Annotated in this window: 13 protein-coding genes; 12 read left to right on the forward strand and 1 reads right to left on the reverse strand. The window is 45.4% G+C overall.

Annotation, left to right across the window (positions count from 1 at the left end):
* The first annotated feature begins 77 nt into the window (after nt 1-77).
* The 10 genes from FFM74_RS05835 to FFM74_RS05880 all read left to right on the forward strand — a co-directional run bounded on the left by FFM74_RS05835 (nt 78) and on the right by FFM74_RS05880 (nt 10,975).
* Nucleotides 78-416: a helix-turn-helix transcriptional regulator gene (locus FFM74_RS05835; protein WP_137625699.1), complete on the forward strand. Its 339-nt coding sequence runs from the start codon at nt 78-80 to the stop codon at nt 414-416.
* 48 nt (nt 417-464) lie between these two features.
* Complete coding sequence (locus FFM74_RS05840) at nt 465-1,259, forward strand: hypothetical protein (RefSeq protein WP_137625700.1); 795 nt, start codon at nt 465-467, stop codon at nt 1,257-1,259.
* Nucleotides 1,260-1,292: 33 nt separating this feature from the next.
* Nucleotides 1,293-2,090, forward strand: coding sequence for a hypothetical protein (locus FFM74_RS05845; RefSeq protein ID WP_137625701.1), 798 nt, complete (start codon nt 1,293-1,295; stop codon nt 2,088-2,090).
* Nucleotides 2,091-2,447: 357 nt separating this feature from the next.
* Nucleotides 2,448-2,939 (forward strand): alcohol dehydrogenase, encoded by a 492-nt coding sequence (locus FFM74_RS05850; RefSeq protein WP_137625702.1) that lies wholly within the window; start codon nt 2,448-2,450, stop codon nt 2,937-2,939.
* 148 nt (nt 2,940-3,087) lie between these two features.
* Nucleotides 3,088-3,882, forward strand: a complete 795-nt coding sequence (locus tag FFM74_RS05855; RefSeq protein ID WP_137625703.1) for an SDR family NAD(P)-dependent oxidoreductase — start codon at nt 3,088-3,090, stop codon at nt 3,880-3,882.
* 515 nt (nt 3,883-4,397) lie between these two features.
* On the forward strand, nt 4,398-5,318 hold the full coding sequence (locus tag FFM74_RS05860) for an ABC transporter ATP-binding protein (RefSeq protein WP_137625704.1): 921 nt from the start codon (nt 4,398-4,400) through the stop codon (nt 5,316-5,318).
* A gap of 5 nt (nt 5,319-5,323) precedes the next feature.
* Nucleotides 5,324-6,943: an ABC transporter permease gene (locus FFM74_RS05865; protein ID WP_223877175.1), complete on the forward strand. Its 1,620-nt coding sequence runs from the start codon at nt 5,324-5,326 to the stop codon at nt 6,941-6,943.
* Nucleotides 6,944-6,960: 17 nt separating this feature from the next.
* Nucleotides 6,961-7,605, forward strand: coding sequence for a TetR/AcrR family transcriptional regulator (locus FFM74_RS05870; protein WP_137625705.1), 645 nt, complete (start codon nt 6,961-6,963; stop codon nt 7,603-7,605).
* 84 nt (nt 7,606-7,689) lie between these two features.
* Complete coding sequence (locus FFM74_RS05875) at nt 7,690-9,294, forward strand: FAD-binding protein (RefSeq protein ID WP_137625706.1); 1,605 nt, start codon at nt 7,690-7,692, stop codon at nt 9,292-9,294.
* A 157-nt stretch (nt 9,295-9,451) separates the two neighbouring features.
* A complete protein-coding gene (locus tag FFM74_RS05880) occupies nt 9,452-10,975 on the forward strand; it encodes a flavocytochrome c (protein ID WP_137625707.1) in 1,524 nt (507 codons plus the stop codon).
* A gap of 47 nt (nt 10,976-11,022) precedes the next feature.
* Here the strand turns inward: FFM74_RS05880 and FFM74_RS05885 are convergent, their stop codons facing one another.
* Entirely contained in the window at nt 11,023-11,541 is a 519-nt protein-coding gene (locus tag FFM74_RS05885) for a folate family ECF transporter S component (protein ID WP_137625708.1), read from the reverse strand.
* Between the two features lie 155 nt (nt 11,542-11,696).
* On the opposite strand from FFM74_RS05885, the gene FFM74_RS05890 reads away from it, so the two are divergent.
* Together FFM74_RS05890 and FFM74_RS05895 are read left to right on the forward strand one after the other, a co-directional pair.
* Complete coding sequence (locus tag FFM74_RS05890) at nt 11,697-11,945, forward strand: fibronectin type III-like domain-contianing protein (RefSeq protein WP_223877179.1); 249 nt, start codon at nt 11,697-11,699, stop codon at nt 11,943-11,945.
* A gap of 368 nt (nt 11,946-12,313) precedes the next feature.
* Nucleotides 12,314-14,485, forward strand: a complete 2,172-nt coding sequence (locus FFM74_RS05895; RefSeq protein WP_137625729.1) for a glycoside hydrolase family 31 protein — start codon at nt 12,314-12,316, stop codon at nt 14,483-14,485.
* Nucleotides 14,486-14,566: the final 81 nt, after the last annotated feature.

Below are 14,566 nucleotides of genomic sequence, written 5' to 3' on the forward strand. Positions count from 1 at the left end.
GCAATCCCGAAATAAGAGGTGCATAATTTGAATAATATAGTAAGCGTTTTCTTAATTAAAAGGGAGGCCTTTTTATTATGGCTGGAAATTTTTATCAACGATTGATCGACAAATATGAACCAATGACAGAAGCGGCGTTTTTGACGTTAGTTAGTGTCCGCAAGCCCATCAAAAGTGATGATATTCCGCAAAAAATTGCGGAGCTGACACATAACAAGTTGCAATTAGGTTTGGGAACGTTATTCACGAATTTGCATGCAATGACTAGAGATTATTTAATGACCGAACGGGTCGATGCCGATGACGTGCATATTTATGAAATTACTGGGAGTGGTGAGGCACTATTGATTGCGGAACGCGACCGGTTGAAGTTATTGACTGAAATTATCGAAAATGAAGATTTAAAAGCAGAATAGTGATTGGACTAGGGGGAGACTAGTCCAATCTAATGGGGAGTGTTAGCAATGCGACGTTATCGAATGATGATTAAGGGATCATCAAAAGAATTAACTTGGTTAAATCAGCTGGCTGCGAAGGGGTGGCTGTTAACACAGGTGCATGGAAATTGGTATGACTTTGACCGAACGACGGCACACTATCGGATTTTTAGTGAATACGTGCCGAACGAGTTAGTGCCAACCTTGGCTGCTCATGAGCAAGTTTTTAAAGTGCTGGCCGCTGCGCCATTAGCGGTTGCGGCTGTTCAGGTCGTATATACTGGTAGTTCGGCGCCAAAAATGCAACAGCCGCGGGTTAACCGCCAAGATGCGCCATTACAGTTAAAAATCGCCGTCGCAATGCGCGCGCATGACTTAAACGTGATGAACGTGTTTTTCTTTGTCGGGTTAGTGTTCATTATTACCGCGATATTTTTGACAAACGATGGGATTCCAAATGCTGTTGGGGAAGTGATTCTTGACACTTGGTTACTAATCGTCGTGATTTTAGCGATCCGAGCGATCCGAGTTCACTTTGATGTTTCACGGTTACGGCGTGAAACTCAAAATTATGATGGCGCTTGGTTGCCAACTAAACATGTCTTTTTAAAAAAGTTGCCTGCGGAGCTAGAAACCGAAAAAATTGACAGCATCGGGACCTGGCAACTGGTTGGTCACGATAAAAAAGGGTTTTATTGGTATGACGTCCGCACGTTGGCCAGTGAGTCCGAAATTCGGGCTGCTGTGAAGACGATTGTCCCAGTAGAAACGACGGTAACCGTGGTTGGGACATTAGGACTAGCACCAATCGGTTACTTTTAAGGGCGGTTAGTTAATAAAAGGGGAAGCGGTAAGATGTGGCGATTTCGATTTTTAATCAAAGGGTCTGAACAGGAGCTAAAATGGCTGAATAAGTTGGCGAAACGTGGTTGGTGTTTAGCCGGTATTCATGGTAATTGGTATCGGTTTAAACATGTTAGAACGACTTTTCGGATTTTTAGTGAGTATGTTCCTAGTGAATTGGTGACAGAAATTACGAAAGCAAATCGGATCTTCCAAGTTTTAGCAACCGTTCAAGTCAAAAAGCCCGATATTCAAGTGGTGTATACGGGGAGTGATCAGCCGGAAGTGATTCAGGCCCAAGTCTCACCAGGTGATCCGAAAATGCGTTTAGATGTGGCGCTGGGGATGCGAGACAAGACACTGAACACGATGAATGTATTCATTTTTTTAGGAGTCGGATTCTTGGGAGTACTTCCTTTCCTGTTGCAAAACGACAACCAACTTGTACTTTTTCAACTATATATCCTGTTCGCCTTGTGCATCTTGCTCTGTTTCTGGCTGAGTGCTAAAAATCTACAGAAACAGATTGTTATTTTGCGGCGGGAGACACGTGACTATGATGGCGCATGGATGCCAACGATGCATGTGTACATTGAACCACTGACAGCCGAACTCGACACGGAGGCATTAAAGTCAGTAGGCCGGTGGCGTTTGGTGGGACATACCCGTAAAAATGGGTATTCGTATGAGCTACAAACACTAGCGTCGGAGAGCGAGATTAAGCAAGTACTCCGGCCTGTGGTACCAAGTGAAGCAACTGTCTATGTGGTCAGCTGGTTGGGCCTGGCACCAATCGGTTGGTTTATATAGCCCTATATCGTTTGCATAGCGCTACGGAAAAGTTATAACAAGTTTAGAAACGTTAACTTTAAAAAAGGCGTGATCGCAAAACTAGCGGCATGCCTTTTTTGAGTGGTGACAATTGTTAAATAAATATAATATGAATAATATTAAGTGACATTAAATAAAAATAGTAGTATTCTAATGACTGGACAAAGCTGGCATTGGTTGAGTGTTTCTAAAAAGTATCACGTAATTAAAATAAATAACACTATGAATATTTTTGTATTCGTCATACTATTTTCACAAAATCAGTATAACTTATAGTTAAGTTCAATTGGTAACGGGTGCGGTATCAGAGAACTAGAAGAAATCGAGGTGATTTTGATGCGACTAAAAGATTTAACCGGTGAGACGTTTAGCCGATTGACGGTGATTAAACGTGCAGAGAGTGCGCCAAACGGGAATGCCCGGTGGTTGTGTCAATGTTCATGTGGTCGGCAAGTCGTCGTCGATAGCTATCGGCTACGCAAGGGTATTACTAAGAGTTGTGGTTGCTTACGCGCTGATGTCAGCCGTAAGAATATTTTTGAGAATCCGAAGACACGTCAAAATATGGGGCGGAGTGACAATCTCCCCTTATACCAAGGGACTTCAGTGGATCGTTTGAAGCCGAACAGTCGTAACCGTAGTGGTGTGATTGGGGTTTCCTTTGATCGTTGTTCTCAAAAATGGGTCGCACGGTTGATGTACCGTGGGCACTTAGTTTTAAATCAACAATTTGCAGATATGGATGATGCGATCGTTGCACGGAAACAAGCTGAAGAACGTTATGTCAAACCAATTCTAGAAGCTTATGCAAAAACTAGCGCGGAATAAAACGCGTACATATCAAAGCGGGTCGAGGCGAGTTTTTTATCGTTGCTTCGGGTCGCTTTTTTGTCCCAATAAGGGCGGTTTGTTTGTTTTTTAAGGATAGAACCGCTAAGCTTAACCAGAAAATCAAGTCGAACGGAGGATTTTTAGCATGGAAATGGGTTTGAAACATAAACGGGTCTTGGTCACGGGGTCAACAAAAGGTATCGGTCGGGCAATCGCCGAAGCCTTCGCTAAGGAAGGGGCGGATGTCGTGATTAATGGCCGCCGCGCGGAAACGGTCCAAGCGGTTGTGACCGAATTGGCAACTGCTTACCCAGAAACGCAGCCAATTGCGGCCCCCTTTGATATTAGTCGTCCCGCGGAAGCAGACCAGTTATTCGAACAAGTGCCGACTGTGGATGTCCTCGTCAATAATATGGGGATCTTCGGGCCAATGGCCTATGACACGATTGACGATGAGACTTGGGAACGGTTCTTCAAGGTGAATGTGTTGTCAGGGAATCGCTTGGCACGACATTATTTGCCGGCGATGTTAGCCAATGACTTTGGGCGGATTATTTTTATTGCGAGTGAAGAGGCCGTCATGCCATCTGGTGAGATGCCGCAATATTCAATGACGAAGTCGATGAATTTGTCATTGGCTAAAAGCTTATCAAAATTGACGGTTGGGACCCATGTCACTGTCAATACCGTCATGCCGGGCTCGACCTTGACGGAAGGGGTTCAGCATATGCTGAATGACATGTACGCCGATTCCGATCTGCCAGCGGATCAATGGGAACACGATTTTATGATTAATCATCGGCCATTGTCCCAAATTCAACGGCTGATTCGCCCCGCTGAGATTGGCCGTTTAGCCGTCTTTGTCGCCAGTCCCTTTGCTAGCAGTTTTTCAGGTGAAGCTTTACGAGCCGATGGCGGACTAGTGCCAACGATTTTTTAACCTGATCTTTGAAAGGTTACTTAGAGTCTGGGGCATCACTAAAATTTGACCGCTTTAGGTGACGGGTCATTTCATTAGCTGTGAGGGCCAGCCCCAGCTTGAGGAGCGGTCTGGGGCTTCGCTTTCAAGCCTAAAAAAGCAAGTCTTGAAAGACGCCCGTGGTGTAAGCGCCCAACCCATGCGCTAACGCCACCGACACAGCAAATTCCATGCCCCGTCTCCTGCAGCTCGATAGTGGGTCATTCAAAATAACGCCAATACAATTGTACTGGCGCTTTTTTAATCGGCTCAATTTTAAATCGGCTTTTTGCACAGCTAACCCCAGACACTTGTTTAAGTTAATTTCAGTACTCAAAATGGCCGTGCAACGGCACTTCAAGGCAGATGTCAAAAATAAATCAGTGATTGACTAGCTGGTCATTGACTTTCGAGTCAACGAGAACTATTATTGCTCTGCATTAGAAAACCTGTGTGTTGGCGAGCACCTACTGACACATTACAAGGGGGAAACGACGATGACAGCGCCATTATTAAAGATTTCGCATTTACAAAAGCGATTTGGCAAGTTTCAAGCATTAAAAGATATTGATTTTGAAATTTATCCTGGGGAAGTTTTTGGCTTTATCGGTCCAAACGGTGCCGGCAAGTCTACGACGATTCGGGTATTGTTAGGTATTTTAAAGGCTAACGGTGGGTCAGCAACGATTTTTGGTGAGGATGTGTGGGAAAAGAGCGTCGACATTCATCAGCGGATTGCCTATGTACCCGGCGATGTTTATTTATGGCCCAATCTAAGTGGTGGCGAAATTATTGACCTGTTCTTAAAGATGAACGGTGAACACCATTCTGAGAAAACGGATGCGTTGATCAAAGAATTTGGGTTGGACCCACGGAAAAAGGCCCGCACTTATTCAAAAGGGAATCGGCAAAAAGTTGCCTTGATTGCGGCATTTTCGACGAATGCGGATTTTTATATTTTCGATGAACCAACGTCAGGTTTAGACCCGCTCAATGAACAGACTTTCCAAGAACACGTCTTGCAGCTTAAATCGCAAGGTAAGAGTGTCTTACTCTCCAGTCATATTTTGTCAGAAGTGGAGAAAATGTGTGATCGAATTGGCATCATTCGTGAAGGCAGTATTGTTGAAACGGGGACGCTAGCCGAAATGCGGCACTTAACGCGAACGACCATTGATGTTCAGACGGTTCAGCCGTTGTCAGAGTTAGCCACATTACCTGGGGTACACGGTCTGACGACTAAGCACGGCGAAAACCATGTCAGTCTTGCGGTTGAGGCCGATCAACTGACGGCCGTTATGAGCTATTTAACCACAAAACAGCTTGTGACCTTGACGAGTACGCCGCCAACTTTGGAAGATTTATTTATGCGCTATTATGAATCACCAAACGATGCGCGGACCGCTGATGGGAAGTGAGTCAGATGATGTCAGGACAATTATTTAAACGAACCGGCTTACTGATTCGACTGAATTTAAAACGTGACTGGACGAAAATTTTGATTTGGACGGTCACTTTGGCCGCGTTGCTGACGGCGATTGCTGCTAAATTTGATGGGATCTATAGTACGCAAAAAGCCATTGATTCCATTGTGACAACGTTGAAGACACCAGCGATGGTTTCGTTGTTTGGTGCCTTTACAGCCAAAGCGCCTTACACCACTGCCAAGATCTTTGCCACTGAAATGGTCGTCTTCATGGCAATCATCATGGTTATTATGAATATTATGTTAGCCGTCGCCACCACTCGTGGTGAGGAAGATGATGGCTTGCTGGAACTCGTGCGGGCACACGCAGTTGGCCGCCTAGCCCCATTATCAGCTGGCGTGGCAGAATTAACGGGACTGAACTTGATTCTCGGCGTGCTGTATGGACTTGGATTACAGCTTTCAGGGATGCCAGGCGCAGATGCGGCCGGGAACTGGCTGATTGGTTTTGGACTAGCGGCGATGGGCTGGCTGTTTGGCATGCTAACGCTTCTGGTTGCCCAGTTGGCAGATAATGCCAGTGAGACCACGATGCTAAGCTACGCCATCTTCGGGGTGATGTACATTGCACGGATGAGCACGGATGTCAGTGACCCACGGCAGACTTGGTGGATTCCATTCGGCTGGATCGAGAAAATGAGTATTTATCAAAAGAACGACTGGCGCCCCTTACTCTGGATGTTCTTATTCGGATTAATCTGTGCCGCTTTGGCAGCGACGTTGAATTGGCGCCGAGATTTGGGTGCCGGATTTTTGGCAACCCGACAAGGTCGACGGACGGCGTCACCATTTTTAGCTGGCCCAGCTACGTTACTGTGGCGTGAATCTCGCATGGTATTGCTTGCTTGGACCGTGGGGAACTTAGTGTTAGGCGCAGCTTACGGGTCCATTTTTAATACGATTGGGGATTTGGCCAAAAGTAATCCAATGATCAAGCAGCTTCTAGGCGCTTCAGCATTGGCGGCCGCCAATCGGGTTATTGTGAAAAACTTTATCGCGGTACTAGCGATTGTTATCGTGGTTGTGGCGCTAATTCCAGCGGTACAGACCATGTTGAAATTGGTGAGTGATGAAAATAAAGGTTACTTGCATCAACTCTATGCGACGGCGACCTCTCGCTGGCATGTTTGGGCAAGCTATACGGTCTTTGCGTTAGTTGAAGCTGTTGTGGTCTTTATGGCGGGCTTGGTTGGCATGTATGTGACCGGGCTGACTGTCATGACCGATCCAATCAAATGGTCGACTTACTGGCAAGTGTTCCTGGCCTATGTGCCAGCGATGTTAGTCATGGTGGCGGCTGCTAGTTTGCTAGCAGGTTGGCTGCCAAAATGGCGTTATTTAGCCTGGGTCTGGGTATTGTACGGCTTCTTCTCACTATATTTAGGCAGCTTGATCAAGTTACCCGTTTGGGCCAAAAAGTTTACCCCACTCGGTTTTGTGAATAAAGTGCCAATCAAGGCAATTGACTGGTCAACGAGCTGGTGGCTACTTGCAATAACTGTGCTAATATTAGTATTAGCAAGTATTGGCTATCGGCGTCGGGACTTGGCGCAATAGCAGAGAGGAGTCGGAAAATGGCACGGGCAGCAACTCCCAAAGATCCCGAAAAAGTCACCAGAATTATGACTGCAGCGACCCATGAATTTGCGATACACGGCTACGCGGCCGCTAAAACTGAGCAGATTGCGTTGGCAGCTGAAGTGTCAAAGGGACTGGTTTTTCACTATTACGGTAGTAAACAACAACTGTACTTTCAAACCGTTGTCGTTGCGACGGATCGCATTAAAGCAGAAGTGACACCACAAGCCTTTAAAACACCCGTTGATTTGGTTGCATTAGTGGTGCGCAGTACCCAATATAAGGCAGAATTTGGGCGTAAACACCCTGATGAGATGCGACTCATGATCAACGCGTATGGCAATGCGGATAAACTGCCTGTCGTGATTCAAGGTAAACTGCAGGCGCTCTATACGCAAAGCTTGCAGTTGTCACAATTGATGATTGGGCAAATCATTGACCGGCTTCCCTTGCGGCCAGAAGTTGACCGTGAGACGGTGATTGAGTTAATTATGGGGATTTATAATCAGATTTTTGTTGAATTTCAAGCGCAGGCCAAAGTTAGTCCAGAAATGAAAACAATGGCGGATGCGCAGTGGATCGCCGAACGGGCTAAAAAGTATATGGCGATTTTAGAAAATGGCTTCATCGCACCGAAATAAGTGTCACGGGTGGCGGCAATTGTCGCCACCTTTTTTGTAGTTGTGGTAAATTAGAGCTAAACAATTAACGAAGCGAGGTGCGGCATGGATGAGAATTTAACTGCTGAACAACGGGACTTATGGCAACATTTAACGACCTTTAGTCAGGAAAAATTGGCACCATTTGACGCGCAATTGTCACAGGGCCAACAAACTAGCGCTGAAGCGTATCAATTACTAGTCAATGAAGGTCTGCCAGAACTCGGTTTAGCTAAGCCATTTGGTTCAGAGGCCAGTTTTTCGGAACAAATTTTAGTGCTAGCAGCGATTGCGCAAGGGTCGGTTAGTGCGGCCGTGATGTTGGCAAGCACTTGGACCGCCGCGGCTGCCTTATCGCTATACGGCAAGCCGGCACAGTTTGCTGAAACGCTACAAGCAGCTAAGCAAAAGCCACTGGCCATTGCGATGACGGAACCGGACGGTGGTGGTCGCGAGGCAATTCAGTGTAGTGCGTCCAAACAGGCGGATGAGAGCTGGTCGCTCACTGGTGATAAAACGTTGGTCGTCAATGGTGGTCAAGCCGCCGCCTATATTGTTTTAGCAAAAACACTGCGTGAAAACCGGCTACAGTTTGTGGTTTCTGCTGGTCAGGCGGGATTGCGAGCACTGCAACCGGTACACCTCGCTGGTCTGCCTGCCGTGCCAATGGCGACATTACGGCTAAATGGTGTTCAGGTTAGCAAGACACAGCTGCTTGGGTATCAAGATCAAGGCGTCACGATTGCGCGCCATATTAATGCGCTTGCTCGGGTGATGAGTGCGGCCATTAGTGTTGGTATCGGTCAACGGACTATGGCAATCGTCAAACGCTATACACGTGAACGGGTGTTAGGTAAATCGCTATTGAACATGGATGCTGTCGTTCAGCTTCAAGCAGGTGAGCTCGCAACCAAGTTACGAACGAGTGAGTTGTTGACTTGGGATGCGGCGCAACAAGTGGATCAAAAGCGTGATTTTGAAACAGCAGCAACGATGGCGGCTGTCACGAGTAGTCAAAATGGCGTCAGCATGGTCCAACAGGCAAGTCAACTTATGGGTGGGATTTCGACCACTAGGACGCTACCGTTGACGCAATTAATGGCTGAGGCGCAGGCAATCACGTTGGCGACGGGGACGTTAACCCAATTGACGCGTAAAATTGGGCGCCAGGCATTAGGCGTCGATCATTGGGACCCATTGACCGCCGATCAACCGGTGGCAGTTGCCAAGCGAATTCAGATTGGCAGTTTGCATCAAGTCGTTAAAACGCTACGCTTGACCGAGGAAGTGCCCGTGACAGTTGGTGCCATCAAAAATGCTAAACGCATTGTGGCATTAGGCCAAGGCGCGATGGAACCGGCGACTTTGTTACAGGCTCAACAGTTGGCTAAGTGGATTGGTGCAGCCATTGCGGTGACCCAGCCCCTGACCAAATTGGAACAGTTCAGTGTTGAACAACTGATTGGGATTGACGGCGCAACCGTCACGCCCGAAGTCATTATTAATATCGGAATTTCCGGCGCGGAACAGTACGTGCTTGGGATGGCAGGTGCGCAACATATTCTGTCGGTCAATCCAGATGAAAAAGCCCCGATTTTTAAGGTCTCGCAGCAGGCCTTTGTTGGAACTGCCACTGACTTTTTGACCGGAATGATTGCCGCATTGAATTAACCGTTGATATTGTGAATGATGAGCTAACTGATGGATTGGTTAGCTCTTTTTTTGCGCATTTATGCTGTTGAAAAGGGTTCCATTGGTTAGTAAGGTCATGTTACAATTAACGCAATGCTTCACAATATCGAAAAATATCGCTTTGGAGGGGAATATTATGAAGACACGTGGTTTGGCGTTAGTCGCCAGTTTAACATTAGTTGTTGCCAGCTTGGCTGGTTGTGGGAATACCAGTTCAACTAGCTCGAAATCAAGCAGCAGTAGTAAAAGTCAGTCATCGAAGAAGACGGAAGTGACTTCCGGAGCGTCGAAGACCCAGTATTCAACCATGAAGGACTTGAAGTCGAAATATGACGTGGTCATTATTGGTGCCGGGGGTGCTGGGATGTCGGCGGCGCTGGCTGCTAAAGAAAAAGGTTTGAAACCGGTTATTTTAGAAAAGATGCCGGTTGCGGGTGGTAATACACTGAAGGCATCGTCCGGGATGAATGCCTCTGAAACCAAGGTTCAGAAAAAAGCGGGGATTAAGGATTCCAATGAGAAATTCTATCAGGAAACGTTAACTGGTGGGCATGGCACGAATGATAAGGCGATGCTGCGGTTCTTCGTAGATCATTCAGCGAGTGCCGTGGATTGGCTAGACGGCATGGGAATCAAGCTGACTAACCTGACCATTACTGGTGGGATGAGTGTTAAACGAACCCATCGTCCCGCTGATGGGTCGGCCGTTGGGGGCTATTTAGTTAACGGCTTACTGAAAAATGTGAAGAAGAATTCAATTCCGATTTATGTCAATGCCGATGTGACCAAAATTAATGAAAAAGCCGGTAAAGTTAATGGCGTCAAGGTTAAATTTAACCAAGACAAGACGAAAACCATTAGTTCAAAGGCAGTCATCGTCACGACTGGTGGCTTTGGTGCTAGCAAGGCCATGATTAAGCAATATCGACCAGATCTATCGAAGTACGTCACGACGAACCAAGCTGGTAGCACGGGTGATGGGATCAAAATGATTACTGACTTGGGCGGTTATACGGTTGATATGGATAAGATTCAGATTCATCCAACGGTTTACCAAAAGCCACCGTACTTAGTTGGTGAAGCCGTTCGTGGTGAAGGTGGGATTCTAGTCAATACCGCTGGTGATCGTTTCACTAATGAAATGGGCACACGCGATGTTGTGTCAGCGGCCATTAACAAGCAATCTGATCAGTATGCGTATGTCTTATTCGATGGCGGTGTCAAACAACGGGTCACTGCGATCAATCAGTACGAAAAGAAAGGGATGGTCGAATCAGCCGCAACATTGAGCGATTTGGCAAAGAAATTGAACGTCCCTAGTGCTGAACTCGAAAAGACTGTCGCAACGTGGAATGACGATGTTAAGGCTAAGAAGGATTCCCAGTATGATCGGACGACTGGGATGGATAATCAGCTAAATACACCGAAATATTATGCGATTAAGATTGCCCCCGGGATTCACTACACAATGGGTGGCGTGAAGATTAATCCACAAACGGAAGTCTTGAAGAAGTCTGGGCAGGCGATTCCTGGCCTCTACGCTGCTGGTGAAGTCACCGGTGGGCTCCACGGTGATAACCGTATTGGTGGGAACTCGGTCGCGGAAATCGTGATCTTTGGCCGCCAAGCCGGAACACAAGTTGCTAAATACGTGAAATAATAGTTGATAAAAATATCGATTAACCGAATTGGGCTAATCGATATTTTTTATTTGGCGTTGAAACGCGTCGTTAATTGGTTAATAACCGGGACTTTGAAGAGCACAATCAGCACGCTAGTATAAATGATGTAGGAGACAATTTCTTGAATGAAACGTGTGGTCAGTAGGGCTGACCAAGGTGTTAGATACATGAGATGTAACCACAGACTGTTGAGAAATAGATTCAGAATAAATAAAACGATGAAGTTTGCTAGCAGAATTCGCGGTAGCGAGGTCCGCCGATAAAAGGCGAGTCCAAAGACGAGGCCCGTTAAAAAAGCGGTTAAAATGAAGCCGGGAAAAAACGTGAACTTTGGAAACAAGACCATGCCGAGAAAGTAAGCTAGGGCAGTGCTGCCGGCCGTGACCAGTGGCGAAAATAGCCGCGCGGTAATTGCGACGACAACGAAAGCAAATGCGATCTTGGTTGTTAAAAATTGCACGGATAACAGACTATTAAGCATAATTTGCATGGCGGTTAAGACGCCGAGTAGTGTGATTGATTTGACGGATGCGTGAGTTGTCATGATGAAGCCTCCAATAGGTGAGTTGTTTGACTAGTATTTTACTGGAAATGAGTGGGTAATGCTAGGTGAAATTCAGTAGTTAATGGTGTTCGTTAACCGAATTTTCGACGGCCCAAGTTTCGATTGAATTAGAAAACCAATCCGATGTTGGCGGCATTGAAACGGTCCAGTTATATTTGCAAGATGTTTTTGCGAGTGTTGTTCAACCGGTGAAAGTTTTGAAGGACTATCAACGGGTGGCTTTGCATCGTCACGAAACTAAGACGGTGACATTTACGATTACCGCTGAAATGTTGCAATTCTACAATCAACAAAATCAGCTCACAATTGAGCCAGGCCAGTTTAATGTCTTTGTAGGGAGCAATAGTCGAGATTGTTTGAAGACGAGTTTTGAATTTATCTAAGTTAAAAATTGACCAGTAATCGGCTGACAAATTCAGCCGATTACCGGTCTTTTTGTCGATTTCAGTATCTGAATCCGTGTTAATAATTTTAATGATTTTGTCAGTTGTTATCTCAGAATTATAAATGTAGGTTCAATCAACTGACGACTAACAACAGTTTTTATTGGCTTTTTCTCATTAATATATTTTTAAAGGGTAATAGATAGATTGTTTCCAAGAGTGATCAAAGTTATTCCGCATGTTGAAAGCGGTTATCTTTGTGGTACTGTATAGATATTCAAAAAGAAAGTGCGGTGAAGTTTGTGAAAACAAATGTCATTACAGTTGGTTTGGCTCGCTTTTCGGTTCTGGATGCAGGGCTATTGCGGATGGAGTATTCTGAGACAGGACAATTTGAAGACCAGACAACCTCGTTGGTTCAAAATCGTGAGTTGAAGTCGAGTGACTATGAAATTATGGCCGTTGATGGTTATGAATTAGTCCTCAGAACGACTAATTTCACTTTATATTATGTTGGTGGCAAGTTTGATGCTGGTAGCCTTTTTATTGATGCCCGTAGTAACTATGGGACACACTACAGTCGCTGGCACTATGGTGAAAAGGTTAAATATAATCTTAAAGGCACGGCCCGTACATTGGATAAAGCCGACGGGGCGATTCCATTGGAAGAAGGCATAATTTCCAAAGATGGTTTTGGGGTGCTTGATGACTCAGCTTCATTTTTATTAGTTGGTGATCAAGTCAGCCGACGAGACCATGAAGAACAAGACGTCTACTATTTCACGTATGGTCGCGATTTCCGTCAGACGCTCAAAATGTATTATGAATTAACCGGTTTTCCACCAATGGTGCCACGCTTTGCTTTGGGTAACTGGTGGAGTCGTTACTATCCTTACCATCAAAACGAATATTTGAAATTAATGGCAAAGTTCACGGAACAGCGGATTCCCATTGCAGTTTCAGTTTTGGACATGAATTGGCATACTACTGATATTCCAGCAAAGTATGGCAGTGGTTGGACCGGCTATACTTGGGATAAAACTTATTTTCCTAATCCTACTAAGATGATGTCCGAGCTGCATACGACTGGACATAAGATCACCTTGAACGTCCATCCAGCGGCAGGAATTCGGCCTAATGAAGAAAGCTATTCACAAGTTGCGGAGACGTTACATTTGGATAAGAGCAAAGAAGAGCCAGCAATTTTTGATTTGCAAAATCCGGCGTTTCGAAAGGCATATTTTGAGATGGTTCACACAGATCTCGAAAAACAAGGTGTCGATTTTTGGTGGATTGATTGGCAACAAGGTGGACAACGTGGTGCGAAACAGGTAGATCCACTCTGGCTGTTAAACATTTTGCATTATCAAGATCTTAAACACAAACGTGCTAACGATGCGCTGATACTATCACGTTATGCAGGCCCAGGCAGTCATCGTTATCCAATCGGTTTTTCCGGTGATACGGTAGCTTCATGGCAATCACTCCAGTTTCAACCATACTTCACTGCAACGGCCGCCAATATTGGCTATACCTGGTGGAGCCATGATATTGGTGGGCATATGTTTGGCAGTTATGACGGTGAGTTGTCTTTACGCTGGCTCCAATTTGGGGTCTTTAGTCCGATCCTCAGAATGCACAGCTCAAATAATATATTTATGGGGAAAGAACCTTGGAATTATCGTCCTGACATCAAGAAAATCATGATTGAATTTTTACAACTACGGAGTCAGTTAATTCCTTATTTAGATAGTGAAAATTATCGGACACATGCTGAGGGGATTCCGTTAGTTCAACCGCTCTATTATGGTCATCCAGAAGATGAAATGGCTTACCACTTCAAAAATGAATACCAATTTGGCGAAGCCATGATCGTTGCACCAATTACAACACCGATGGCGGATGCGGCTCAGTTAGGGAAGGCCAAGACTTGGCTGCCAGCTGGCAGTTGGTACGATTGGTTTACTGGCATCCGCTATCAAGGTAATCGCGTTGTGACAGCGTTTCGGCCCTTATCTCAGTATCCAGTATTTGTCAAAGCCGGCAGTATTGTGCCATTAAATGTTGATTATATGGACGCTGCTGACAAGTTGCCCGACCACTTGACGCTGAAAATCTTTGGCGGCTGTGATGGACACTACGAAATGGTTGAACATACCGCGACAGCAATTGCTAAGACGCAGTTTGAGTGGCAAGATACCACGGGTAAACTCATGATAACAGTTGATGATCCACAGCACATCATTCCAACTAATCGGCAATATACTTTGAATCCGGTGGGAATTAGCTACGACCGAATTGAGTCATCAGAGTCGGTCAAGGGTTATCAGGTGATTAAGCCGCAACCAACTAATCAAGTGACAGCAATCGAACAGGCCTTACAACAAAAATTACAATTTGCAAAAATTAATTTTGATTTAAAACAAACTATTTGGCAACAATATCAAGCACAGAATCGGGCTGGATTTATTAGTTATTTGACTAGTATTGATGTTCCGAATATTACTGAAATGATTCTTGAATTAATGTCTGTAGAATAGTATTGGTACGGTTGTGCAACCGGTTGCTTAAAATCCGAGAATAATTATATTTAATTCAGAATATTAATTCTATTGACAAAC

Source organism: Lactiplantibacillus pingfangensis, from assembly GCF_005404945.1.
GTDB lineage: Bacteria > Bacillota > Bacilli > Lactobacillales > Lactobacillaceae > Lactiplantibacillus > Lactiplantibacillus pingfangensis.

Coding starts and splice junctions, on each gene's coding strand:
- FFM74_RS05855 (WP_137625703.1), top strand. CDS start 3,088: ATGGAAATGGGTTTGAAACATAAACGGGTCTTGGTCACGGGGTCAACA.
- FFM74_RS05885 (WP_137625708.1), bottom strand. CDS start 11,541: ATGACAACTCACGCATCCGTCAAATCAATCACACTACTCGGCGTCTTA.
- FFM74_RS05850 (WP_137625702.1), top strand. CDS start 2,448: ATGCGACTAAAAGATTTAACCGGTGAGACGTTTAGCCGATTGACGGTG.
- FFM74_RS05840 (WP_137625700.1), top strand. CDS start 465: ATGCGACGTTATCGAATGATGATTAAGGGATCATCAAAAGAATTAACT.
- FFM74_RS05880 (WP_137625707.1), top strand. CDS start 9,452: ATGAAGACACGTGGTTTGGCGTTAGTCGCCAGTTTAACATTAGTTGTT.
- FFM74_RS05895 (WP_137625729.1), top strand. CDS start 12,314: ATGGAGTATTCTGAGACAGGACAATTTGAAGACCAGACAACCTCGTTG.
- FFM74_RS05845 (WP_137625701.1), top strand. CDS start 1,293: ATGTGGCGATTTCGATTTTTAATCAAAGGGTCTGAACAGGAGCTAAAA.
- FFM74_RS05835 (WP_137625699.1), top strand. CDS start 78: ATGGCTGGAAATTTTTATCAACGATTGATCGACAAATATGAACCAATG.
- FFM74_RS05865 (WP_223877175.1), top strand. CDS start 5,324: ATGATGTCAGGACAATTATTTAAACGAACCGGCTTACTGATTCGACTG.
- FFM74_RS05870 (WP_137625705.1), top strand. CDS start 6,961: ATGGCACGGGCAGCAACTCCCAAAGATCCCGAAAAAGTCACCAGAATT.
- FFM74_RS05875 (WP_137625706.1), top strand. CDS start 7,690: ATGGATGAGAATTTAACTGCTGAACAACGGGACTTATGGCAACATTTA.
- FFM74_RS05860 (WP_137625704.1), top strand. CDS start 4,398: ATGACAGCGCCATTATTAAAGATTTCGCATTTACAAAAGCGATTTGGC.